This is a genomic window from Amycolatopsis sp. cmx-11-32, from assembly GCF_047608695.1.
Taxonomy (GTDB): Bacteria; Actinomycetota; Actinomycetes; order Mycobacteriales; family Pseudonocardiaceae; genus Amycolatopsis.
Genome location: NZ_JADNQN010000004.1, coordinates 293204 through 315105, shown reverse-complemented (window position 1 = coordinate 315105; position 21902 = coordinate 293204). Strand labels below are relative to the sequence as shown.

Below are 21902 nucleotides of genomic sequence, written 5' to 3'. Positions count from 1 at the left end.
CTTCCGGGGAGCTGAAGGGCCCTTCACCGCATGCGACGCGGTGAAGGGCCCCTTTGCTGCGTCAGATGCGGGGAAAGTCCCCTTCAGCCGCTTCTCAGCGACGGTATGCGAGGCGGGCCCCGGCAGCCCTGCGGAAACCGCGGACTCCAGACCGGAGTACCGCAACTAGAGGACTACTTGCGGGAGTGGGGCGATGCCGTCCGGGTCCAGAGCGAGCCTCACCGTGTCGCCAGGGCGGAGATCGGCGGTCACCGGCGCGACGGCGTCCACAGTGGACTGATCGCCGAGCGCGACCACGAGCCGGACATGCTCCCGCCGGTGCACCACCGCCACCACCTCGCCTTCCACTCCGGAAGACGCCACCCGCAAACCGTGCGGTCGCAGCCCCAGCCGCACCGCGCCGTCCTCGACGTCCGGCAACGCGGCCTCGCCGAGCGCGGTCCGCACCACCCCGCCGGACGCCTCGCCGTCGACGAACGTCGTGACGCCGAGGAATCGCGCCACCCCCTCGTCCACCGGTTGCCGCCAGACCCGGCGCACCGCGCCCTCCTGCCGGATCTCACCGTCGTCCAGCACGGCGACCCGGTCGGCGAGGGTGAACGCCTCTTCCTGGTCGTGTGTGACCAGCAGCGCGGTGATCTTGCTGCGCCGCAACAGTGCGGCGAGGTCGATCGCCAGCTGTTCCCGCAGTCCGGCGTCCAAACCGGACAGTGGTTCGTCCAGCAGCAGCAACCGCGGTTCCGGCGCCAGCGCGCGGGCCAGCGCCACCCGCTGCGCCTGCCCCCCGGACAACTCGGTGACCCGCCTCCGCTCGTAACCGCCGAGCCCGACCAGATCCAGCAGCGAACGGACCCGCTCCGCGTGCTCGGCGCGCGGGACGTCGTGCATCCGCAGGCCGAACGCGATGTTCGAGGCGACGTCCTTGTGCGGGAACAGTTGCCCGTCCTGGAACACCAGCCCGAACTCCCGCCGGTGCACCGGTACGCCGGAGAGGTCTTCGCCGTCCCAGCGCACGGTGCCCGAACTCAGCGGCTCCAGTCCGGTGATCGCCCGCAGCAGCGTCGACTTCCCCGAACCGGACGGGCCGAGCAGCGCCAGCACCTCGCCGTCGGCGATGTCCAGCCGGGCGCCCTTCACGGCCGGATGAGATCCATAGTGGACGGTCAGGTCCCGTACCGACAGCGACACTAGAACTCCCCTACCGAATTCTGCCCGCGGACCGCGCCGAACCGGTCGATCAACACCACCGCCACCACGGTCACGATCATGAGCAGCGCACAGGCCGCGTAGGCCATCTGGTTGTTCAGTTCACCCGGCCGCGAGATCAGCGTCGCGACGGCGACCGGCAGTGTCGGCGCGTCCGGCCTGGCGAGGAAGCTCGTCGCGCCGAACTCGCCGAGTGCGACCACGTAACCGAAACCGGCCGCCGCGACCAGCGAACGCGCCGTCAGCGGGAGATCGATCTCGCGCCACACCCGGCCGGGACTCGCACCGAGTGCCGAAGCGGCCTGCCGCAGCCGGACGTCGACCGACCGCAGCACCGGCAACACCATCCGCACGATCAACGGGATGATCACCAGCGCCTGCGCGAGCGGCACCAGCAGTGGCGACGTCCGCAGATCGCCCGGCAGCGCGTCGAGCGTGATGAGGTACCCGAAACCGACGGTCACCGCGGAAACACCCAGCGGCAGCATCAGCGCCGCGTCCATCGTCTCGCCCATCCCCCGCGCCAGCCTGCCGGGCGTCCGGCGCAACGCCACCAGCACGACCGAGGCCAGCACGCCGACGATCATCGCCAGGATCGTGGCGTCGAACGCCGTCCGCAAGGACATCGACGCCGCGGCCCAGCCCGAAACCTGCAGCGCGCCACGGGTTCCTTGACCACCGAGCGCCGCGTACCCGGCGAAACTCCATCCGTCCGAAGTGGACACTGACTCGACGAGCAGCGCCACGATCGGGGTCATCAGGAGCGCGATCACCGTGAGGCCCGCTCCCACGGCCCACCACTCGCCACCCCTCGGCAGGCGCGCGGTCTCGGATCGCGAGCGCAGCCGGACGGCGTTCTCCCGGCGGCGCCTGGCCAGCGCGCCCACCACCAGCGCGGCGACGACGGCGGCGAACTGCACCAGCGACAACGCGGCCGCACCGGAAAGGTCGAGCAGTTCGACCGTGCGCAGGTAGATCTCGGTCTCCAGCGTCCGGAACTTCGCCCCGCCGAGAATGAGCACGACCCCGAAACTGGTGGCGCAGAAAAGGAACACCACCGCGGCCGCGGACGCGATGGCAGGCGCGAGCGCGGGCAACGTCACCGAGCGGAAGGCCCGCCACGGCGACGCGCCGAGAGCCCGCGCCGCGTCCACCGTGCGCGGGTCGAGATGGCTCCACAGCCCGGAAACCGTGCGCGCGACGACGGCGACGTTGAAGAAGGCGTTGGCCAGCACCAAGGGCAGCAACCCGCCATCGGGCCAGAGCGCGCGGAACGCCAGGCCGACCACGACGGTCGGCAGTACGAACGGCACCAGCACGAGCGTCCTGACCAGTGAGACACCCGGCAGCCGCACCCGCGCGAGCAGGAACGCGACCGGCAGGCCCGCGAGTACCGCGACGATCGTCGAAACCCCCGCGCTCGCCACGGTGAATCCCGCGAGTTTCCAGGTCAGCGGGTCGCCGATGGCCGTACCGACCCCGCCGGAACCGAAACCCCGGCCGATGATCGCCGCGACCGGCCAGGCGAAGAACACCACGAGGAAACCGAGCGGCAGCACGGCGAGTGCGGCCAGCCCGGCGCCACGGGGAGTCAGCCTGGTGGTGCTCAGCCTTCTAACAGCGTGCGCCACTGGGCGATCCACTGCTCGCGCCCGGCCTGGATCTTGGCCGGTTCGAGCGTTTTCGGCTGCGGCGGCAGCGGCGCGGCCTGCGCCCAGCCCTGCGGGAGTTCGACGCCCTGGCGGGCCGGGTACACGTACATGTTGCCCGCCACGGTCACCTGGAACTGCTGGGACAGCAGGAAGTCCACGACCTTGCGGGCCTTCTCCACCTGCTTGCCGCCCGCCAGCACGCCCGCGTACTCGACCTGGCGGTAACAGGTGTCCAGCAGCGCCTTCGTGCGCGGCTTGCCGTCGTCGCCGAGTTCGGCGGCGGGCGATGAGGCGTAGGAGACGACGATCGGCCGCGGGCCCTTGCCCGAGGAACCGGAGAATTCCTTGGTGTAGGCCTCTTCCCAGCCACTGACCGTCTTGAGCCCGTTGGCCTTCAGCTGCGTCCAGTACGCCTGCCAGCCCTGCTCGCCGAACTGGGCGACGGTGCCGAGCAGGAACGCCAGCCCCGGCGACGATGTCGCCGGGCTCTCCGCGACCATCAGGTCCTTGTACTTGGCGTCGGCCAGATCCGCGAAGGACTTCGGCTCCGGGATCCCCTTGTCCACGAAGTACCGGGTGTCGACGTTGACGCAGACGTCGCCGAGATCGACCGCGGAGAGCCGGTGCCCGGGGTCGACGGAGTAGCGCTGCGGGCCACGATCGGCCTCCGGGCTGGTGTACTGCTCGAAAACGCCCTCGGTGAGCGCGCGGGAGGCGAACGCCGAGTCGACACCGTACGCGACGTCGCCGATCAGGTTCGCCTTCGTCAGCACCAGCTTGTTGGTGAGCGCGCCGGCGTCACCCTGCTTGAGCACGGAGATCTTGATCCCGGACTGCCGCTCGAACGCGTCGAGGACCTCCTGCGGGGCGAGCCACGAGTCGTGCGTCACGAGCGTGACCGTCGCCGGTGCCTGCGGGTCGTTCCCCGGAGTCCCGGAGAGCGAGCAGCCCGCGGCGAGGGCCGCCACCGTGCCTGCCGCAACCAGCGTGCGGAGGGCGCGTTTCATCTAGCCTCCTGCGTTTTCAAGGGGGGACCCGTGGCAAACGTGCAGCGTAGCCGACGGCGTACCACCATGGAGTCATGGCGGAAATCTTGAAGGACAAGCAAGCCGACGAGGCCGTGACGAAGCTCTCCGGCTGGACCCGTGACGGGGTCACGATCGAGCGAACGGCGAAGCTGCCGAGCTTCCCGAAGGCCATCGAAGCGGTGGACAAGGTGGCCGAACTGGCGGAGGCGGCCGACCACCATCCCGACATCGACATCCGCTGGCGGACCGTGACGTTCCGGCTCAGCACGCACTCCGCCGGCGGGCTGACGAAGAAGGACTTCGCGCTCGCTTCGCAGATCGACGGGGTCCTCGACGCCGTGTGACCTCCGCCTCGACCGCGCCACGACTCCGCTTCTCGGACGTCTACCCAGTACGACCAACGAGAAAAGGACGAATGATGACGCAGGCGATCGTGGTGGGCTTCTCCGCATTCGGCGCGATGGTGGCGGCCGCCGCCGGAGTGCTTTGGTACACCGTGCGCGAGCGGCGTCACCAGCACGATCAGTGATCTTCACCACACTGACACCGGCGAGGTAACGCGGAGCCTGATCAACGCGCTGTTCCCGGCGGACCTGTCGCTTCTCTCACCGGGGGAACCGCCGTGCACAACGCCTCCATCACCGCCGCCCAGCGCGCCTGGGTGACCGCCTTCGCCACCGCCATCACGTTGCTGACGATCGTCGTGCTCGGCTTGCTCGGCTAGAGCCGGAACTCACGAGTTCCGGCTCCAAGCACGCAAGGCATGCCTAACCCGCGTAGGCCTCACGGGCGGCGACAAGCTCCGGAAGGTGCTTCGCCGCCCACTCGCGGCATGCCTCGATCGGCTCGAACAACGTCCGGCCGAGCGGGGTGAGCTCGTACTCCACTCGAGGCGGCGTCTCGTCGTACGCCGTCCGCGTGATCATGCCGTCGCGCTCCAGTGCCCGGAGAGTCTCCGTGAGCACCTTCGCCGTGACGCCCCTCAGCGGGACCCGCAATTCGGAGAACCGGCGCGGTCCTTCTTCCAGGCACAGCACGACCAGACCGGCCCACTTGTCCCCGATCCGGAACGGCGTCAGATTCGACGGACACCCGGGCGCGAACATGTCGGGACTCAGTGGCTTCACCCGTTCGAAGTTACCCGAGCGGCTTGGCCCAGACCGCCAGTTTCACCGCGGTCTCGGCGTACCTCAGCGAGCCGACGGACATCGCGATCACGAGGTCGTACGCGTCGTCCTCAGGCGCGTCGAGATCGTGGCCGTTCAGGCCGTAGAAGACGAACGTAGCCATCCAGGCGAGGCGTTTGTTGCCGTCGATGAGCGCGTGGTTGCGCGCCAGCGACTCCAGCAGCACCGCCGCCTTCTCGTGCAGCGTCGGATACGCGTCCCGGCCCATCAACGACGCCCGCGGCCGGTGCGCGGAGGAGTCGAGAAGGCCGAGATCGCGGATCTTGGGCACCCGGAGGTCTTCCGCGAGCGCCAGGAGGTCTTCGACGGTGAGGTACTCGGTCACTGCGCGAGACGGTCGAGCAGAGCGGCGTAGCGCTCCCGGCCGTCCTTGGACAGCGCCCGGACACGGTCGTCACGGACGCGGCGCGCGGCCGCCTCGGTGATGGCGCGGACAGTCGCCTCGTGTTTGCTCACGCCGTCGGCCTCGGCCAGTAAGGCGAGAGCGCGCTCCTGCTCGTCGTTCAACCGCAGAGTCATGGCCATGACTTGATGATACCACTCTGGTAGCAGGCCAGTTTCCCGGACATCCGCCCGGCCCGTTCATCCTCGGCGTGCCCGGGATCCTCGTGCTGGCCTTGGCCGCCAAGTACCGCTGGATCCTCTTCCTCGGCGTCGCCGCACCGTCGAAGGTTCGTTCTGGGGGGCGGATCGCGGCCGCCGCCTGCGGCGTCGTCGCCGTCTCGCGGGCCTACCACCGGGTCACCGTGGGCTGAACCGGAAAAAGGGGACGATCGGAGGTTGCTCTGGCGCCCCGGTGACTATTGGCTACTCGGACGAAGGTTCTCCGAGAAGTGAGGGGTGTTCCATGGCAGGTCTGCGCAGGCGTGAGGTGCTCGCGGGCGCGGTGGCACTGGCGGGCGCGGCGACGATCGGGCTGAACCCCGGCACCGCCGCCGCGGCCACGCAGCAGCGTCCGGGCGCGCAGTTCCCGCCGTCGCTGGACTTCGGCGACTACCCGGTGATCGCGCGGGTCCGGTCGCGGCGGGCGCTGGAGCACCTGCGGGTGCTCAGCGACAAGATCGGCCCCCGGATCGCCGGCACCGAAGGCGAATTGCGCGCCAAGGACTACATCGCGAAGGTACTGCGCGAGCTGCGTTACCAGGTCACGCTGCAGCCGTTCCCGATCGCCGACAAGTTCCTGGGCGGCCTGTCGATCGGACGCGACAGCTGGCAGACCGGTTCATCGCCGCAGGGCGCGCAGGACGTCACGCGCGAAGCCGTCGTCGTCGACGCCGGTGACGGGACCACCCTGCCCGACGACCTGACCGGCAAGATCGTGCTGATCGCGGCCGTGACGAACAAGGCCGACGCGTACTTGACGGCCGCGCAGCGCGGGGCGGTCGCCGTGCTGCTCGGCCGGATCGGCGCCGACCCCGCGCGCAAACTGTCCGCTTTCTCCCCGACCCTCGCCACGCCGGTCACCGTCCCGGTGCTCGGCCTGGCACAGGTGCAGGTGGAGCGGCTGCGCGAGCGGCTCGCCAAGGGCCCGGTCAAGGTGAAGGCGTCGGCCACCCACCACAAGAACCTGACGTCGTACAACGTCATCGCCGAGCGGCCCGCCACGTTCCCCGGCAAGGACAACGGCGTGGTCATGGTGACCGCGCACTACGACAGCGTCCCCGGCTCCCCCGGCGCCAACGACGACGGCAGCGGCACCGTCCTGTGCCTGGAGCTGGCGCGCGTCCTGCGGTACCTGCCGACGAACAAGACGTTGCGGTTCGCGCTGTGGGGTTCGGAGGAGTACGGGCTGATCGGCTCGCGGCACTACGTCTCGAACCTGTCCGACCCGGAGGCCAGGCGGATCGCGGGCTGCTTCCAGAACGACATGGTCGCCACCAGCTGGGACCCGGCGATCACCTACTGGCTGCTCTCGGTCGACGGCGCCGACAACGCCACGACCGCGGCCGTGAACGCGGCCGCCAAACGACTCGGCTACGACCCGCGCGTCAAGGGCCCGGTCGCACGCGGTTCGAGCGACCACGTGCCGTTCTTCGAACGCGGGATCGCTTCGGGCAACTTCAGCTGGCGTGGCGAAAGCGGCCCGGCACTGCTGGAACCGACCTATCACACGCCGGAAGACACCATCAAGGACAACGTTTCCCTTGAGCGGCTTCAAGTTTCGCTGGAGCTGATCGGGGCGGCGGCGTACAGCCTGCTGCGGAAGTAGGCAGGGCTCTTGAGTGGTAAGGACGGTTAGAACCGTCCTTACCACTTACAAGACAGGGCTAGACGTTGAAGCGGAACTCCACCACGTCACCGTCGGACATGAGGTAGTCCTTGCCCTCCATGCGCACCTTGCCCGCGGACCGGGCGGCGGCCATGGAACCGTTCTCGATCAGGTCGTCGTACGAGACGACCTCGGCCTTGATGAAGCCACGCTCGAAGTCGGTGTGGATCACGCCGGCGGCCTGCGGGGCGGTCGCGCCCTGCGGGATCGTCCAGGCGCGGGACTCCTTGGGGCCGGCGGTGAGGTAGGTCTGCAGGCCGAGGGTGTGGAAACCGGCGCGGGCCAGCGAGTAGAGACCCGGCTCGTGCTGGCCGACGGACTCCAGCAGCTCCCGCACGGACTCCTCGTCGTCCAGCTCCAGCAGCTCGAATTCGACCTTCGCGTCGAGGAACACCGCGTCCGCGGGGGCGACCATCTTGGCCAACTCTTCGCGACGGGACTCGTCGGTGAGGATGCCTTCGTCGGCGTTGAAGACGTAGAGGAACGGCTTCGTGGTGAGCAGGCTCAGCTCGCGCAGGGCCTCGAAGTCGACCTCCTTCTGCGCCTGGAACAGGGTTCGGCCCCCGTCGAGGATCTCCTTGGCCTTGACCGCGTTGTCGAGGGCGGGCTTGGCTTCCTTCTTGGTCCGCGCCTCCTTCTCGAGCCGGTGCAACGCCTTGTCGAGCGTCTGCAGGTCGGCGAGGATCAGCTCGGTGTTGATCGTCTCGATGTCGCTCGCCGGGTCGATCCGGTCGTCGACGTGGATCACGTCCGGGTCGTCGAAGACACGGACGACCTGGCAGATCGCGTTGGCTTCGCGGATGTTCGCGAGGAACTTGTTGCCGAGTCCGGCGCCCTCGGAGGCGCCCTTCACGATACCCGCGATGTCCACAAAGGACACGACGGCGGGGACGGTCCGCTCGGAGCCGAAGACCTTGGCGAGTTCGTCCAGCCGGGGGTCCGGCAGCGGGACGACGCCGACGTTGGGCTCGATCGTCGCGAACGGGTAGTTCGCGGCGAGCACGTCGTTGCGGGTCAGCGCGTTGAACAGGGTGGACTTGCCGACGTTGGGCAGGCCGACGATGCCGAGGGTGAGACTCACGGGCCAGAAGTCTACGTGCCGCCCGCCACGACATCCGCCGAGGCCTGGATCGTCGTGTCGGATTTCCGCCAGCCGAGCCCTCGACCTGGTGGCACGATCGATGTCATGACCGAGCAGACGTTGGCCGAACGGGCCGTGTGGCGCGACACCGAACGGTGTTACCGCGCCGTCGCCGCCCGTGACTCCCGGTTCGACGGCCAGTTCATCATGGCCGTGGCCACCACCGGGATCTACTGCCGTCCGTCCTGCCCCGCGTCGACGCCGAAGCAGCAGAACGTCCGCTTCTACCCGACGTCGGCCGCCGCGCAGTCGAACGGCTTCCGCGCCTGCCGCCGCTGCCTCCCCGACGCCGTCCCCGGCTCGCCGGACTGGGACATCCGGGCCGACCTCGCCGCGCGGGCGATGCGGCTCATCTCGGACGGGACCGTCGAACGCGACGGCGTTCCGGGGCTCGCGCGACGGCTCGGCTATTCCGAACGTCAGCTGGGGCGCGTCCTCACCGCGGAACTCGGTGCCGGACCGCTCGCGCTGGCCAGGGCACACCGGGCGCACTCGGCGCGGCTGCTGATCGAGATGTCCGGGCTCCCGCTGACCGACGTCGCGTTCGCGGCGGGCTTCTCCAGCGTCCGCCAGTTCAACGAGACGATCCGTGAGGTGTTCGCGACGACGCCTTCGCAGCTTCGCGCGGCGAGTCTGCGTCGCGGGCGCCGCAGTGTCGACCAAAACAGCGCCTTAGAGACACCGACCGGGACCCGGCTGAGCCTGCGGCTGCCGTTCCGCAAGCCGTTCGACGCGGACGGGGTACTGACCTTCCTGGCCGACCGGGCCGTCCCCGGCGTCGAGCACGTGACGCGCGACGATTCCGGAGTGACCGGCTATGCCCGCACGCTGCGGCTCGCCCACGGCGCCGGCGTGGTGCGGCTGACGGCGAAGGACGACCACGTCCGCTGCGACCTGCGGCTCACCGACCTGCGCGACCTCAGCAGCGCGGTGGCCAGGATGCGGCGGCTGCTCGACCTCGACGCCGACCCCGAGGCGGTCACGCGGGTCCTCGGGGCCGACCCGGCGCTCGCGCCGCTGGTCGAGGCGATCCCCGGCATCCGGGTGCCCGGCGCGGTGGACGGGGACGAACTCGTGCTGCGCGCGATGCTGTCCCCCGCCGACACGGCGTCGCTCGCGGAAGCTCTCGGCGAACGGGTGCCCAGCTGCGACGAGTCACTGGAAGGGGTGACCACGGTGTTCCCGGCGGCCGCGCTGGTCGCCGAACACGGTCCGGCGCGAGTGGCCGCGGTGGCCAGCGCGCTGGCGGAAGGCGTTTCGGTCCACGTCGGCCGCGACCCGCTGGAACTACGAGCGGAGCTACTCGAACTCCCGGGAATCGGACCACGGACCGCGGACTACGTCCTGATGCGCGTACTCGGCGCACCGGACATCTTGCTGACCGGTGATCCGGCGCTGCGCCGAGGTGCGGCCGCGCTGGGGATCGCCGACGACGAAAAGACGCTGGCCGAACGCGGGCGGGCCTGGCAGCCCTGGTCCTCGTACGCCGGCATGTACCTGTGGCGCGCTTGAAAGGGCGCTGTCGACTGAAAGGACGAGATGAGCATCGCGTATTGGTCCACAATGGACACGAAGATCGGCCCGTTCACCGCCGTGGTGGCGGGTGACGGGGCCGTACTCGCCTCGGGCTGGACCGGCGACGTCGGCGAACTGACGCCACTGATCTCGCCGTCGCTGGCCCCCGGCGAGGTGAAGCAGCGACGAGACCTGGGGCCGGTGAGCACCGCGATCCACCGTTACCACGACGGCGACCTGGACGCGGTCGCCGACATCGAGGTGCGGCAGCGGTCCGGCGCTTTCCGGGAGCACGCTTGGGACATGCTGCGGAAGGTGCCCGCCGGTGAGCCGGTGAGCTACGCGGAGTATGCGGCACTGGCGGGGAGTCCGTCGGCGGTGCGGGCGGCCGCGTCGGCTTGCGCGAAGAACGCGGCGGCGTTGTTCGTACCGTGCCACCGGGTGGTGCGGACCGGTGGTGCGGTGGGGAACTTCCGGTGGGGTGTTCCGGCGAAGCAGTGGCTGCTGACCCACGAAGCCGCCTGAGCTGCCTGCTCCGGCTGCTATGAACGGCTCGTTACTTGCAAATTCTGCAAGTAACGAGCCGTTCATAGCACGTGAGGGCCAGGAATCAGGCGGCGTGGATCTCGACCGAAGAGCCGGTGCGCGCCTTCCGCACCCGCAGCCGGGTCGGGATCCGCTGCCGCAGTTCCTCCACGTGCGACACCAGCCCGACCACCCGGCCACCGGCGCGAAGCTCGTCGAGGATGTTCATGACGATGTCGAGGGTCTCGGCGTCCAGAGTGCCGAAGCCCTCGTCGATGAACAGCGTGTCCAGCAGCGCGCCACCGGTTTCGGCGGCGACGACGTCGGCGAGGCCCAGCGCCAGCGAGAGCGACGCGAGGAAGGACTCGCCACCGGAAAGCGTCTTCGCGGGCCGCACGGTGCCGGAGTAGTCGTCGAGTACGTCGAGGCCGAGCCCGCCGCGGGTGCCTCGCGCCCCGGCCGCGTCGGAGTGCACGAAGGAGTAGCGGCCCTGGCTCATCGTCCGCAGGCGAGCGGTCGCCGCGACCGCGACCTCCTCGAGCCGCGCGGCCAGGACGTACGAGCGCAGCGACATCTTGCGCGCGTTCTGCCCGCGCCCGTTGACCACCTCGGCCAGCGCCTTCAGTTCGCGGTACCGCTCTTCGACCGGTACCAGTTCCGCCATGAAGGAGGTCATCCGCTCGGCCAGCCCGGTCAGGTCCGTGTGCCGGGTCTTGGCCGCCCGCAGTGCCGCGAACGCCTGTTCGGCCTCACCCCTGGTGTCCCGCGCCAGCTCCTCGGAGGCCGCGACGTCGATCTCGTCCTCGGGCGAGATGCCGAACAGCTCAGGCTGCGCGAGTTCCGCACGGGCGGCCCGCTCCATCACCTTCGCGTCGGCGAGACTGCTCTCCAATTTCGTGATCTGTTCGTCCGGCCGCGACGCCGCGCGCATCTCGTCGAGATCCGCGAAACCTTTGGCCCGCAAGGCTTCCTTGACCAGTTTCGCTTGTTCGTCACGACGCTCGCGGGTGCCGACGACATTGAGCCGTGCTTCGGCCAGCGCGTCGAGGCGGGCCGCGAAGCCGAGCAGGTGCCGACGCTTCGTCCCGACGTCGGCGAACTCGCCACGCGCGGATTCCAGCCGCCGTTCCCGTTCGGCCAGCCGCTCCACCAAGCCGCGCACCTCGGCGGCGACCTCGACCGCACGCCGCTCGGCCACCCCGCGCTGTTCGGTCAGCTGCTCGGTTTTCCGTTCCAGGTCGAGAAGTCGCGCGTCGAGGGCCGGTTTGCGCCCGGCCGCCTCCGACAACGAGCCGACCACTCGCCGTGCCTCGCCCAGTCCGGCACGCAGTGTCTCCGCCGTGTGCTCGCCCAGCCGTCCGACCAGGAGGTCCAAGCGGCTTTCGGCTTCCTGCAACGCGGCTTTCGCCTTTTCCCGCCGGACGTGTGCCTGCTGCTCCGCGAGTTCGGCGCGGCGTTCGTCCTCGGGGTCGACCAGTCCGCCGGTGTGCGTCGCGGGCGAGGGGTGCTCGGACGCCCCGCAGACCGGGCAGTTCTCACCCGCGTGCAGACCCGCGGCGAGTTCGGCCGCCATCCCTTCGAGGCGCCGTTCCCGCAGGTCCAGCCGGTGCTGACGGGCATTCTGATGGCCGTCCACGGCTTCACTGACCACTTCACGCGCTTGCGAGACGGCCTGTTCCGCCCGAGGCACTTCGTCGGCGTCGCGGGCCAGGGCGGCCAGGTCGTCGACACGGGTGCGGGCGCCGTCGAGCTTCGCGACGGCTTCGGCGGCGGCGACCGCTTCAGTACGCAGGGCCGAGATCTTCCCGGGCGCGGAAGCGAGTTCGATCGCGAAGTCTTCGGCCTGCTTCTCGGCCTGCGCCGCGGCGACGTTCAGCTGCTCGCAGCGCAGCAGATCCCGTTGCTGCTGCTCACTTTCCGCCACGAGTTCGGCGAGAGCGCCCGCCTCTTCACGCAAACCGCCGGCGTGAGCGCGAAGTTCAGCGGCGGAACTGTCCGCGGCGTCGGGCACTTCCTGAGCGCGGAGACCCTCCGTGGCCTCGGCCTCCGCGAGCTGATCCAGCCTGCGTTCGAGGAGATCGGCCTCCGCGACCACACCCGCCGCCCGATGAGCCGCCTCGACCTCTTCCGCCCACTCCGCGCGCTGTCCCGCCTGCTCGGCGATCGCCGAAAGGCGCGTGTACGCGGTGCGCACCCTGCGGATCCGTTCGGCGGTGGACCTGTTCTCCTGCCAGCCGGCCTCAGCCGTTTTCGCCGCCGCGCGGGCTTTCGCGTCCCGCTCCTGTGCCTTGGCGACGCGTTCGGCCGACCCGGTGAGCACCGCGTCGACCCACTCGACCTGCCCCTCTTCGGGCGCCTCCTCCTGGGCGACCTGCGCGAACCGCGCGACCCACTCCCGCAGCGACTGCTGCCGCGCCGACAACTCGCGGCCGCGTTCGGCGCGCAGATTCGCGAACCAGTTCTCGACGTCGGAGAACCGCTCGGTGCCGAACAGCCGCTCCAGCAACTCCTCGCGCTCGGCCGTGTTCGCCCGCAGGAACCGCGCGAATTCACCCTGCGGCAGCAAGACCACCTGGAAGAACTGCTCGTGCGTCATCCCGATGAGCCGTTCGACCGTGCGCGCGACCTCGTCGATGCGGGTGATGCCCTCGGCGACGTGTCCGGCGGGCACCGTGTCGACCCAGCTCAGCACCGCCTTCGCCTGCTGCAGGGTCATCCCCTCGCCCCGGCGCTTGGGCCGCTGGTACTCGGGGTTGCGCGCGATTCGCATCCGCTGGCCCTGAACGGTCAGTTCGAGGACGACCTCGGTGACCTGGTCGGGCTCGGCGAGATCACAGCGCAGCCGCTTGACCTCACCGCGAGCACCGGGAACCGTGCCGAACAGCGCGAACGCGATGGCGTCGAGCAAAGTCGTCTTCCCCGCGCCGGTGTCACCGTGCAGCAAGAACAACCCGTCGGCGCCGAGCGCGTCGAAGTCCACCACCTCGCGGTCCGCGTACGGACCGAAAGCGGCGACCTCCAACCGGTGCAACCTCATACTTCGCGCTCCCTGCCCGCGGCGCCCAGTGCCGCCAGCACCAGCCGCTCCTCGCTGTCCGACGGCGCGGATCCGCGGCAGTCCTCGAGGAAACTGCGCGTGATCTCGACGTCGGATCGTCCGCGGACGGCTTCGGCGTACTTCAGCGCCACGCCGTCGTGCCCGCCTTCCGGCTGCCAGTCCAGGTGCACGGCGTACGGGAACCGCTCACGCAGCTTGCGCATGGCGTCGATCGGGCGGACCCGGTCGGTGACCGTGAAGGAAAGGAAGTGTTCGGTGAGGCCGTCGTGTTCCGGGTCTGACAGCAGATCCGCCAGCTCGCCGCGGAGCATCGCGAGGTGCCGTGGAACCGGGAGTTCATGGCGCCGGACCTCGGCCAGACCGTCGGCGTCGAGGTCCACGAGCCACACCGACTTCCGTTGGCGCGTCTCGGAAAACGAGTACGCCAGGGGGCTGCCCGAATAGCGCAGGTGCTCGGCGAGGGTCTGCGGCCCGTGCAGGTGGCCGAGTGCGACGTAGTCGACGCCGTCGAACACCGAGCCCGGTACCTGCTCGACTCCGCCGACCGCGATGGTCCGCTCGGATTCGGTCGGCTCGCCGCCGGTGACGAAGGCGTGCGCGAGCACCACCGACCGCGTTCCGGACGGCCTGCTCCCGAGGTCTTCCCGGATCCGCCGCATGGCCTCGGTGAGGACCCCGGTGTGGCCACGGCCTTCGGGCACGCCGAGGGCGTGGCGTGCGGGCTCCGGTTCGAGGTACGGAATGCCGTAGAGGGCGACCTCGCCGTGTTCGTCGGGCAACAGCACCGGCTCGGCGAGGCCGTCGATCGTGGCGCGCAGGTGCAGTCCGCCCGCCGCGGCGAATTCGGCGAACGCGCCCAGCCGGGGCGCGGAGTCGTGGTTGCCCGGCGTCAGCACCAGCCGCGCCCCGGCCTGACGGAGCCTGCCCAGCGCGGTGGTCGCCACGCGGACGGCCTCCGCCGAGGGCACCGCGCGGTCGTAGATGTCCCCGGACACGAGCACGACGTCGACCGCTTCGGCGACCACGAGGTCGGCGACGTGACCGAGCACGGCGTCTTGCTCGGCGAGCAGATCGGCGCCGTGAAAGGTACGGCCGATATGCCAGTCGGACGTGTGCAGGAGCTTCACGCAGCCCAAGGTAGGGCCGCGCACCGGCCGAGAAGGGGAGGCGCGCCCTTGGCGCCGCCGCGCTTTCCGACACGCCGGGGACGGCGCAGGTCAGATACGGAGCACGACCGCGTCATCCGGTTTTTGTCGGTGGGTTCCGCCATGATGTCCCCGACTCGGATCCGGAGGGGAGGTAACGGTGGCGACGGTGATCACCACCGCGGCCGTCGTGCTCGCGCTTCTGCTGCTCGTCGCCGTCGCGCTGCTGTGGCGGCTGTACAACGACGGCATGCGGCGGGCGGACGCGGCGGCGAAGCTGGTCGCCGCCGAACGGGCGAAGGGGGATCAGCAGCAACTCGCGCTTCGCCGGTACGAGGTCGCCTTCGCCTCCATCAGCGGCCGCGGTGAATTGGGCGAACAGGTACTCCTGGAGACCGCCCGCGCACTCGGGCTCCGCGAGGAACTGCACTTCACCCTGCAAACGGATCTGGCGGGCGGCGGCGCGGCGAAACCGGACATGGTGCTTCGGGTCGGCGGCGGGCGGACGGTGCCTGTCGACGCGAAGGCGAGCATGGCCTGCTGGGCCGAAGCGGTCGAGACCAACGACCCCGAAGAACGGCTCGACGCGCTGCGCGTCCACGTCCGGCAGCTCCGGTCGCGGGCGGCCGAACTGGCGGGCAAGGGCTATCAGCGCTGGGCCGACGCGATCTACGGGACGATCATGTTCGTCCCGTCCGACGCGGCCGTGGTGGCCGCGCTGGACACCGACCCGGAACTGCTGCGCTGGACGCTGGATCGCCGGGTCTTCCTGTGCGGGCCCACCGGCTTCGCCGTGCTGGCGTCCGCCGCGCTGTTCGCCGCCACCGAGCGAGCCTTGGTCGAGGACGTCGAACAGGTCCGGGCGGGCGCCGCGGCCGCGCACCGGGCCGCCGGCAACGCGGTCGACGCGCTGAACCTGTCGAGCACCCACCTGCAGCGTTTCATCTCGGCCCGGCGCCGGGAACTGGAAGCGCTCGAAAGCTTCCGGAGCACGGTCTCCCCGCTGACGGACGCCGCGGGCAGTCCCGCGCAGGTGCCGATGATCCGGAAGGCGGACGAGCTTCCCGCGTCGTGACGGTCCTCGTGAGCGAGGATCGGAGGTCCGGCCTACCTGCGATTTCCGGAACCGGAGGCTCCGTTTCACCTCTTTTGACAACCTTGTCGCCCCCTCCCCCGTCTTACCTTCGAGAAACGTCCGGGCAATCCGTCCGGGTGGTCGGGGATGACCACTACCAGGCGATTGACCTACCGCCTGTTGGCGGTATGTCCACAGCTTGGATATACGGTGGGGCCTGTGACCGCGATTCGCGATCGCCAGAGCGATCCTGATGCCGACGACGTGCCCGTTGCCTGGGACGAGCGTCCCCTCGTCGGCGCCAGGCGCGGTTTGCCCTGGTGGGCGGCCGTACTGGCGGGGTTCGGGCTCGCCATTCTTGGCGCCTTCGTCGACATGGTGATGCAGAAGGAACTGGGCCTGCTGTTCAAGGCGTGCTACGCGCTCGGCGCGGTGGCCGCCGTGGTGGCCGTCCAGCGCCGCGGGCTGTTCGGCCCGATGGTGCAGCCGCCGCTGGTCCTCGCCGTGACCGTGCCGGGGGTCATCCTCCTGACCTCGGACGGCAGCAAGGGCACCGACCTGCTGTCCAGAGCCGTCGACGTCGGCGGCCCGTTGATCAACGGCTTCCCGACGATGGCCATCACCACCGGCGTCACCTTGGCGATCGGGATCTTCCGGATCTATCGCGAACGTGATCCCGACGCCCCGGTGAAGCCGAAGTCGAACGACAAGCCGGAACGTCGCGAGGAAGCCAAGCCCTCGGTCAAGCCTGCCGCGGCGGGCCCTCGCCGTCCGGCCTCCCGGACCGGGCAGACGCCGCCCCCGCCTTCGCGCCGTGGCGCGCCACGGGACGACGCGCCGTCGCGCCGCCGTCCGGTCGACGATGAACGCCGTCCTCGCCGCGACGCCGAACCCGGCGTGCGCAAGCCTCCGCCGCCGGGACGTCAGCCGCGCCGCCCGCGTCCGCCGGAAGACGGCGAACCTCGCCGTCGCGACCCTCGCGGCGAGAGCGCCCCCGGTGCCCCGCGCCGCCGTCCGCCGAGTGCGGACGACCCTCGCCGTGGCGGTCAGCCGCCGCGCCGCCGCCCCTGGGACGACGAGCGCTGAAGCAAGGGACCTTTGCTCTCACCTGAGCCACTGACCAGCAGAAAGGGCCGCCTGAGAAGATCCTCGGGCGGCCCTTTTCCGTATCGGGACCTCAGGCCTTGCCGACCTTCCGCAGTTCGTGCGGCAGCGCGAAAGCGATCTTCTCGTTCGCCGTGGTGACCTCGTCGACGTCGCCCCAGCCGCGCTCGGCCAGCCACGCCAGCAGGTCCATGACCAGCACTTCCGGCACCGAAGCGCCGCTCGTGACGCCGACGGTCTCGACGCCGTCGAGCCACGCTTCGTCGACCTCGTGCGCGAAGTCGACCAGGTACGACGCGCGCGCACCCGCCTTCAGCGCGACCTCGACCAGCCGCTTCGAGTTGGACGAGTTCGTCGAGCCGACCACCAGCACCAGGTCGCACTCGGCGGCCATGGCCTTGACCGCGACCTGGCGGTTCGTGGTGGCGTAACAGATGTCGTCGCTGGGCGGGTCGGCAAGGCCGGGGAACTTGTCCCGCAGCTGGTCGACACGCTCCATGGTCTCGTCCACCGAAAGGGTGGTCTGTGAAAGCCAGATGACCTTCGAAGGGTCACGGATCTCGACCTTGTCGACGTCCTCGGCGGTGTCGACGAGCTGCACCTTGTCGGGAGCCTCGCCGGCGGTGCCTTCGACCTCTTCGTGGCCTTCGTGGCCGATCAGGAGGATGTCGTAGTCGTCCTTCGCGAACCGGTTGACCTCTTTGTGCACCTTCGTCACGAGAGGGCAGGTCGCGTCGATGGTCCGCAGATTGCGCTCGGCCGCTTCGGCGTGCACCGCGGGCGAAACGCCGTGCGCGGAGAACACCACCAGTTCGCCTTCCGGCACCTCGGAGGTCTCGTCGACGAAGATCACCCCGCGTTCGCGCAGGGTCTCCACGACGTGCCGGTTGTGCACGATCTCCTTACGCACGTACACAGGTGCGCCATAGAGCTCAAGTGCCTTTTCGACGGCGATGACCGCGCGATCGACGCCCGCGCAGTAACCGCGAGGCTTGGCGAGCAGGACACGTTTGCCACCTGCCGGCACACCGGACTCGGTGATCGTCGGACTGCCGGCTGGCGTGATTCCGGGACTCGCAGAACTCATGACCCCCAGGGTACGGGCTGCCCCGGGGGCTTCTCGCACTCACGTTCAGGTGACCTGGGAACCCCTCTAAAGTATGTGCGTGGAGTCACGTCCTGTGAGCCGACCCACCCGTTCGGTTGGGCAGGATGGACCAGATACGGCAGGCTAGACGTATGAAGCCTCTCCCGCTCCCCCTCCGGGTCGCCGCGGGCCTCGCCGTCACCACCGCCGAGCGGGTTCGCGAACTTCCCAAGCAGCTCACCGGACTCCCCGTCACGGTGGTCAGCCAGGTGCTCCAGTTCTCCATGCGCGTGCAGCAGCACGTCACCGAACTCGCGATCAAGGGTGACGACGCGCTGTCGGTCCTTCGCCCGGTCGAGGACACCCCCAGCTGGGCCACCTTCGACGAGGACCTCCCGCCCGACGTGACCGAACGCCGCTACGAACGCGACTCGTGCGTGATCCCGCTGCGCGAGGACACCGAAAGTCCCGAGGTCCCCGAACCACGCGCCGAGACGAACGGTCACTTCCACGACCTCGAAGCACTCACCGAGGACCCGTGGGCCGAGGAGGAGCGCGCGCTCGCCGAGGACCACGCCGACGGCGAGTTCGACAGTTCTTCGGCACTCGTCGATCCGAATCCCGCCGGGCTGGAGGACTACGACACGCTCACCCTGCCGCAGCTGCGCGCCCGCCTGCGCCGGTTCGACCTGACGCAGCTGGAAGAGCTGCTGACCTACGAACGCGCGAACGCCGACCGGCCGTCGTTCGTCGGCATGCTCGCCCGTCGCATCGGAAACGTGAAGAAGGCGGAAACAGACGGCGACAGCGCGGAAGGCCAGTGAGCGCCGAGCCCACCTCCGCTCCGGCGGGCCCGTCCACCACCGCCGAGAACCCGTGGCCGGTCCGCACGGTCGCCCGCAAGGTCGGCGAGTGGATCAACCGGCTCGGCGTGGTCTGGGTGGAGGGCCAGGTCACCCAGATCTCGGCCCGCCAGGGCACCAACACCGCGTTCCTGACGCTGCGCGATCCTTCGGCGGACGTCTCGATGTCGGTGACCTGCCCGATGGGCCTGCTGCGCACGATCGAACCGCCGTTGCGCGAGGGCGCGAGCGTCGTGGTGCACGCGAAGCCGACGTTCTTCATGAACCGCGGTTCGTTCAGCCTGCGCGCCAACGAGATCCGCGCGGTCGGCATCGGTGAACTGCTCGCGCGGATCGAGCGGCTGCGACGGCTGCTGGCCGCCGAGGGCCTGTTCGCGCCCGAGCGCAAACGCAAGATCCCGTTCCTGCCCAAGGGAATCGGGCTGATCACCGGCCGCGCGTCCGCCGCCGAACGCGACGTGCTGGTGAACGCGCAGGCCCGCTGGCCGCATGTCGCGTTCAAGGTGATCAACACCGCCGTACAGGGTTCGCTCGCCGTCCCGCAGATCCTCCAGGCGCTGTCCAAACTGGACCGGGACCCGGACATCGACGTCATCGTGATCGCGCGCGGCGGCGGCAGCGTGGAAGACCTGCTGCCGTTCTCCGACGAGGCCCTGTGCCGCGCGGTGTCGGCGGCCGGGACCCCGGTGGTCAGCGCCATCGGGCACGAACCGGACACCCCGCTGCTCGACCACGTCGCCGACCTCCGCTGCTCGACGCCGACCGACGCCAGCAAGCGGATCGTGCCCGACGTCCGCGAGGAGACCCAGCGGGTCCACCAGATGCGCGACCGCGGCCGCCGCGCCCTGCACGGCTGGGTGGACACCCAGGTCAGGCTGTTGACGCAGCTGCGCAGCCGCCCCGTGCTCGCCGACCCGCTCGGCCCGATCCAGCGCCGCTACGACGACGTCGAGATCCACCGTGAACGCGGGCGCCGCGCGATGCTCACCCTGCTCGCCAAGGACCAGGCGGAGATCGCCAGCGCCCGCGCGCGGCTGACCGCGCTCGGCCCCGCGGCGACCCTCGAACGCGGCTACGCGGTGGTGCAGTACACCGACGCCGAAGGCAACCTCCAGGTACTCCGGTCCGTCTCCGAAGTCGCGGACGGCGCGAAACTGCGCATCCGCGTGGTCGACGGCGCGCTCGGCGCCGTCGTCTCGGGAGAGGCGGAGGGGAACAGTTGACGGCGAGTTTCCTGCCTTTGACCGTCGACGCCGCCCAGCGCGCGAACGCCCCCGGCGTGTTGCGCAACGCGCTGCTGACCGACCACGCCGCCGCTGACTGCTGGACGGTCCTGCTGGCGGGTTGCCAGGCCGAAGCACTCTTTTCCGCCGACGGCTCATCAGCGCCGGTCTCGACCAAACGAGACCTCGACGCCCAGTTGCGGAAGCTCTCCGAAGCCACCGCGGAGCACGTCGGCACCCGATGGTGGTTCGCGGACGGTTCCGCGCACCGCAAACGGGTGGCGCGGGCCCAGGAGAACCTGGTCGCCGCGATCGCGGAGGGTGACGGCCAGGAGTTCGCTCTCGCCTTCGTGGGTTACGACAACGCCATGGCAGGCGCGGTAGTGTGCGCGGGTATCGGCAAGCACCGACGTCCGGTAGAAGGAAGCACAGCGTGAGCAAACCCGGTGGCGAAACCGCCGAACTCGGCTACGAGCAGGCCCGCGACAGGCTGGTCGAGGTCGTCCGCGAACTCGAAGCGGGCGGACTCTCCCTGGAACAGTCGCTCGCTCTCTGGGAGAAGGGCGAGCAGCTGGCGAGGGTCTGCGAGCACCATCTCGAAGGCGCCCGTGAGCGGATCGAGGCCGCGTTGTCCTCCGTTGAAGACGAGAGCGGCAACGGTCAGTGACGTTCACCATGCTCTTGAGCCACCGAACCATCGTGGGTATCTGAGAGACTGGGACCCCGCCGCGTTCCTGATCCGGGAGGCCTCATGCCCACCCCCACCTCGTCCGCCAGCTCTTCTCGACACCGTGAAGCGCCCGATCGCAACCTCGCGATGGAACTGGTCCGCGTGACCGAAGCCGCCGCGATGGCCGCGGGCCGCTGGGTGGGGCGCGGGGACAAGATCGGCGGAGACGGCGCCGCCGTGGACGCGATGCGCCAGCTGGTCTCGACCGTGTCGATGCGCGGTGTGGTCGTCATCGGCGAGGGCGAGAAGGACGAAGCCCCGATGTTGTTCAACGGGGAAGAGGTCGGCAACGGCGACGGGCCGGACTGCGACGTCGCGGTCGACCCGGTCGACGGGACGACCCTGATGGCCAAGGGCATGCCGAACGCGCTGGCCGTGCTCGCGGTCGCGGAACGCGGCGCGATGTTCGACCCGTCCGCGGTGTTCTACATGGAGAAGCTCGCCGTCGGCCCGGACGCCGCCGGCAAGGTCGACCTCGCCGCGCCGGTCGCGGAGAACATCCGCCGGGTCGCGAAGGCCAAGAACTCCAGCGTTTCCGACGTCACCGTGTGCATCCTCGACCGGCCGCGCCACGAACAGCTGATCAAGGAGGTCCGCGAGGCGGGCGCCCGGATCCGCTTCATCTCCGACGGCGACGTCGCGGGCGCGATCGCCGCGGCCCGCCCGAGCACCGGCGTCGACATGCTGCTCGGCATCGGCGGCACCCCCGAAGGCATCATCGCCGCCTGCGCGATGAAGTGCCTCGGCGGTGAACTCCAGGGCCGCCTGTGGCCGAAGGACGACGCGGAGCGCGAGAAAGCCTTGGCGGCGGGCCACGACCTCGACCGTGTGCTCGGCAACGACGACCTCGTCCGCGGCGACAACGTGTTCTTCTGCGCCACCGGCGTCACCGACGGCGACCTGCTGCGCGGCGTGCACTACCGCGCTGGCGGCGCGACCACCCAGTCGATCGTGATGCGCTCGAAGTCCGGCACGGTCCGGATGATCGACGGCTACCACCGGCTGACCAAGCTTCGCTCGTACTCGTCCGTCAACTTCGACGGCCACCTCGACGATTCACTGGAAGACGACGTCGTTCCCCCGCTCCCCTAAGG

Annotated in this window: 22 protein-coding genes; 12 read left to right on the top strand and 10 right to left on the bottom strand. The window is 69.9% G+C overall.

What is annotated here, in order from left to right:
- Positions 1–165: 165 nt before the first annotated feature.
- The 3 genes from ACM6LR_RS13975 to ACM6LR_RS13965 are packed head-to-tail and all read right to left on the bottom strand — an operon-like array spanning position 166 to position 3865.
- The gene (locus ACM6LR_RS13975; RefSeq protein ID WP_414943926.1) at positions 166–1188 is read right to left on the bottom strand and encodes an ABC transporter ATP-binding protein; all 1023 of its coding nucleotides are present in this window, start codon (positions 1186–1188) and stop codon (positions 166–168) included.
- Positions 1188–2801, bottom strand: a complete 1614-nt coding sequence (locus tag ACM6LR_RS13970; RefSeq protein WP_414939574.1) for an ABC transporter permease — start codon at positions 2799–2801, stop codon at positions 1188–1190. The genes ACM6LR_RS13975 and ACM6LR_RS13970 overlap by 1 nt, the downstream gene beginning before the upstream one ends.
- Positions 2802–2812: 11 nt before the next feature.
- On the bottom strand, positions 2813–3865 hold the full coding sequence (locus ACM6LR_RS13965) for a thiamine ABC transporter substrate-binding protein (RefSeq protein ID WP_414943925.1): 1053 nt from the start codon (positions 3863–3865) through the stop codon (positions 2813–2815).
- Between the two features lie 74 nt (positions 3866–3939).
- Here ACM6LR_RS13965 and ACM6LR_RS13960 point away from each other — a divergent pair, with 74 nt between their 5' ends.
- On the top strand, positions 3940–4230 hold the full coding sequence (locus ACM6LR_RS13960) for a 4a-hydroxytetrahydrobiopterin dehydratase (protein WP_414939521.1): 291 nt from the start codon (positions 3940–3942) through the stop codon (positions 4228–4230).
- Between the two features lie 423 nt (positions 4231–4653).
- On the opposite strand, the gene ACM6LR_RS13955 is transcribed toward ACM6LR_RS13960, so the two are convergent.
- Genes ACM6LR_RS13955 through ACM6LR_RS13945 form a run of 3 tightly spaced genes read right to left on the bottom strand, consistent with a single transcriptional unit; the run spans position 4654 to position 5598 of the window.
- Entirely contained in the window at positions 4654–4992 is a 339-nt protein-coding gene (locus ACM6LR_RS13955) for a winged helix-turn-helix transcriptional regulator (protein ID WP_414939575.1), read from the bottom strand.
- A gap of 31 nt (positions 4993–5023) precedes the next feature.
- The gene (locus ACM6LR_RS13950) at positions 5024–5398 is read right to left on the bottom strand and encodes a type II toxin-antitoxin system death-on-curing family toxin (RefSeq protein ID WP_414939522.1); all 375 of its coding nucleotides are present in this window, start codon (positions 5396–5398) and stop codon (positions 5024–5026) included.
- Positions 5395–5598 carry a hypothetical protein gene (locus ACM6LR_RS13945; RefSeq protein WP_016337139.1) on the bottom strand — a complete coding sequence of 68 codons (204 nt, stop codon included), beginning with the start codon at positions 5596–5598 and terminating at the stop codon, positions 5395–5397. Before ACM6LR_RS13945 ends, ACM6LR_RS13950 begins: the two co-directional genes overlap by 4 nt.
- Positions 5599–5666: 68 nt before the next feature.
- Here ACM6LR_RS13945 and ACM6LR_RS13940 point away from each other — a divergent pair, with 68 nt between their 5' ends.
- Together ACM6LR_RS13940 and ACM6LR_RS13935 are read left to right on the top strand one after the other, a co-directional pair.
- On the top strand, positions 5667–5828 hold the full coding sequence (locus ACM6LR_RS13940) for a hypothetical protein (protein ID WP_414939523.1): 162 nt from the start codon (positions 5667–5669) through the stop codon (positions 5826–5828).
- Positions 5829–5920: 92 nt separating this feature from the next.
- The gene (locus tag ACM6LR_RS13935; protein ID WP_414939524.1) at positions 5921–7282 is read left to right on the top strand and encodes a M28 family peptidase; all 1362 of its coding nucleotides are present in this window, start codon (positions 5921–5923) and stop codon (positions 7280–7282) included.
- A 58-nt stretch (positions 7283–7340) separates the two neighbouring features.
- Here ACM6LR_RS13935 and ychF read toward each other — a convergent pair whose 3' ends face one another.
- Positions 7341–8423, bottom strand: coding sequence for a redox-regulated ATPase YchF (gene ychF, locus ACM6LR_RS13930; RefSeq protein WP_414939525.1), 1083 nt, complete (start codon positions 8421–8423; stop codon positions 7341–7343).
- 105 nt (positions 8424–8528) lie between these two features.
- On the opposite strand from ychF, the gene ACM6LR_RS13925 reads away from it, so the two are divergent.
- A complete protein-coding gene (locus ACM6LR_RS13925) occupies positions 8529–9995 on the top strand; it encodes a DNA-3-methyladenine glycosylase 2 family protein (RefSeq protein WP_414939526.1) in 1467 nt (488 codons plus the stop codon).
- 27 nt (positions 9996–10022) lie between these two features.
- Positions 10023–10523, top strand: coding sequence for a methylated-DNA--[protein]-cysteine S-methyltransferase (locus ACM6LR_RS13920; protein ID WP_414939527.1), 501 nt, complete (start codon positions 10023–10025; stop codon positions 10521–10523).
- An 85-nt stretch (positions 10524–10608) separates the two neighbouring features.
- Here ACM6LR_RS13920 and ACM6LR_RS13915 read toward each other — a convergent pair whose 3' ends face one another.
- Together ACM6LR_RS13915 and ACM6LR_RS13910 are read right to left on the bottom strand one after the other, a co-directional pair.
- Positions 10609–13560: an AAA family ATPase gene (locus tag ACM6LR_RS13915; protein ID WP_414943924.1), complete on the bottom strand. Its 2952-nt coding sequence runs from the start codon at positions 13558–13560 to the stop codon at positions 10609–10611.
- A complete protein-coding gene (locus ACM6LR_RS13910) occupies positions 13557–14708 on the bottom strand; it encodes an exonuclease SbcCD subunit D (RefSeq protein ID WP_414939529.1) in 1152 nt (383 codons plus the stop codon). Before ACM6LR_RS13910 ends, ACM6LR_RS13915 begins: the two co-directional genes overlap by 4 nt.
- A gap of 178 nt (positions 14709–14886) precedes the next feature.
- On the opposite strand from ACM6LR_RS13910, the gene rmuC reads away from it, so the two are divergent.
- Both rmuC and ACM6LR_RS13900 read left to right on the top strand, forming a co-directional pair.
- The gene (rmuC, locus tag ACM6LR_RS13905) at positions 14887–15801 is read left to right on the top strand and encodes a DNA recombination protein RmuC (RefSeq protein WP_414939530.1); all 915 of its coding nucleotides are present in this window, start codon (positions 14887–14889) and stop codon (positions 15799–15801) included.
- A gap of 219 nt (positions 15802–16020) precedes the next feature.
- Positions 16021–16887, top strand: a complete 867-nt coding sequence (locus tag ACM6LR_RS13900; RefSeq protein WP_414939531.1) for a DUF6542 domain-containing protein — start codon at positions 16021–16023, stop codon at positions 16885–16887.
- Positions 16888–16978: 91 nt separating this feature from the next.
- On the opposite strand, the gene ACM6LR_RS13895 is transcribed toward ACM6LR_RS13900, so the two are convergent.
- Positions 16979–17992 (bottom strand): 4-hydroxy-3-methylbut-2-enyl diphosphate reductase, encoded by a 1014-nt coding sequence (locus tag ACM6LR_RS13895; protein ID WP_414943923.1) that lies wholly within the window; start codon positions 17990–17992, stop codon positions 16979–16981.
- A gap of 152 nt (positions 17993–18144) precedes the next feature.
- Here ACM6LR_RS13895 and ACM6LR_RS13890 point away from each other — a divergent pair, with 152 nt between their 5' ends.
- The 5 genes from ACM6LR_RS13890 to glpX all read left to right on the top strand — a co-directional run bounded on the left by ACM6LR_RS13890 (position 18145) and on the right by glpX (position 21900).
- Complete coding sequence (locus ACM6LR_RS13890; RefSeq protein ID WP_414939533.1) at positions 18145–18816, top strand: lipid droplet-associated protein; 672 nt, start codon at positions 18145–18147, stop codon at positions 18814–18816.
- Positions 18813–20078 (top strand): exodeoxyribonuclease VII large subunit, encoded by a 1266-nt coding sequence (xseA, locus tag ACM6LR_RS13885; RefSeq protein ID WP_414939534.1) that lies wholly within the window; start codon positions 18813–18815, stop codon positions 20076–20078. Before ACM6LR_RS13890 ends, xseA begins: the two co-directional genes overlap by 4 nt.
- On the top strand, positions 20075–20515 hold the full coding sequence (locus tag ACM6LR_RS13880) for a hypothetical protein (RefSeq protein ID WP_414943922.1): 441 nt from the start codon (positions 20075–20077) through the stop codon (positions 20513–20515). The genes xseA and ACM6LR_RS13880 overlap by 4 nt, the downstream gene beginning before the upstream one ends.
- A complete protein-coding gene (locus tag ACM6LR_RS13875) occupies positions 20512–20745 on the top strand; it encodes an exodeoxyribonuclease VII small subunit (protein ID WP_414939536.1) in 234 nt (77 codons plus the stop codon). The genes ACM6LR_RS13880 and ACM6LR_RS13875 overlap by 4 nt, the downstream gene beginning before the upstream one ends.
- 84 nt (positions 20746–20829) lie before the next feature.
- The gene (glpX, locus tag ACM6LR_RS13870; RefSeq protein WP_414939537.1) at positions 20830–21900 is read left to right on the top strand and encodes a class II fructose-bisphosphatase; all 1071 of its coding nucleotides are present in this window, start codon (positions 20830–20832) and stop codon (positions 21898–21900) included.
- The last annotated feature ends 2 nt before the right edge of the window (positions 21901–21902 follow it).

Excerpts from the sequence above, each read along its gene's own strand:
- ACM6LR_RS13965 (WP_414943925.1), bottom strand. The coding sequence starts at position 3,865 with ATGAAACGCGCCCTCCGCACGCTGGTTGCGGCAGGCACGGTGGCGGCC.
- ACM6LR_RS13960 (WP_414939521.1), top strand. The coding sequence starts at position 3,940 with ATGGCGGAAATCTTGAAGGACAAGCAAGCCGACGAGGCCGTGACGAAG.
- ACM6LR_RS13955 (WP_414939575.1), bottom strand. The coding sequence starts at position 4,992 with ATGTTCGCGCCCGGGTGTCCGTCGAATCTGACGCCGTTCCGGATCGGG.
- ACM6LR_RS13945 (WP_016337139.1), bottom strand. The coding sequence starts at position 5,598 with ATGGCCATGACTCTGCGGTTGAACGACGAGCAGGAGCGCGCTCTCGCC.
- ACM6LR_RS13935 (WP_414939524.1), top strand. The coding sequence starts at position 5,921 with ATGGCAGGTCTGCGCAGGCGTGAGGTGCTCGCGGGCGCGGTGGCACTG.
- ACM6LR_RS13925 (WP_414939526.1), top strand. The coding sequence starts at position 8,529 with ATGACCGAGCAGACGTTGGCCGAACGGGCCGTGTGGCGCGACACCGAA.
- ACM6LR_RS13920 (WP_414939527.1), top strand. The coding sequence starts at position 10,023 with ATGAGCATCGCGTATTGGTCCACAATGGACACGAAGATCGGCCCGTTC.
- ACM6LR_RS13915 (WP_414943924.1), bottom strand. The coding sequence starts at position 13,560 with ATGAGGTTGCACCGGTTGGAGGTCGCCGCTTTCGGTCCGTACGCGGAC.
- ACM6LR_RS13895 (WP_414943923.1), bottom strand. The coding sequence starts at position 17,992 with ATGAGTTCTGCGAGTCCCGGAATCACGCCAGCCGGCAGTCCGACGATC.
- ACM6LR_RS13890 (WP_414939533.1), top strand. The coding sequence starts at position 18,145 with ATGAAGCCTCTCCCGCTCCCCCTCCGGGTCGCCGCGGGCCTCGCCGTC.
- glpX (WP_414939537.1), top strand. The coding sequence starts at position 20,830 with ATGCCCACCCCCACCTCGTCCGCCAGCTCTTCTCGACACCGTGAAGCG.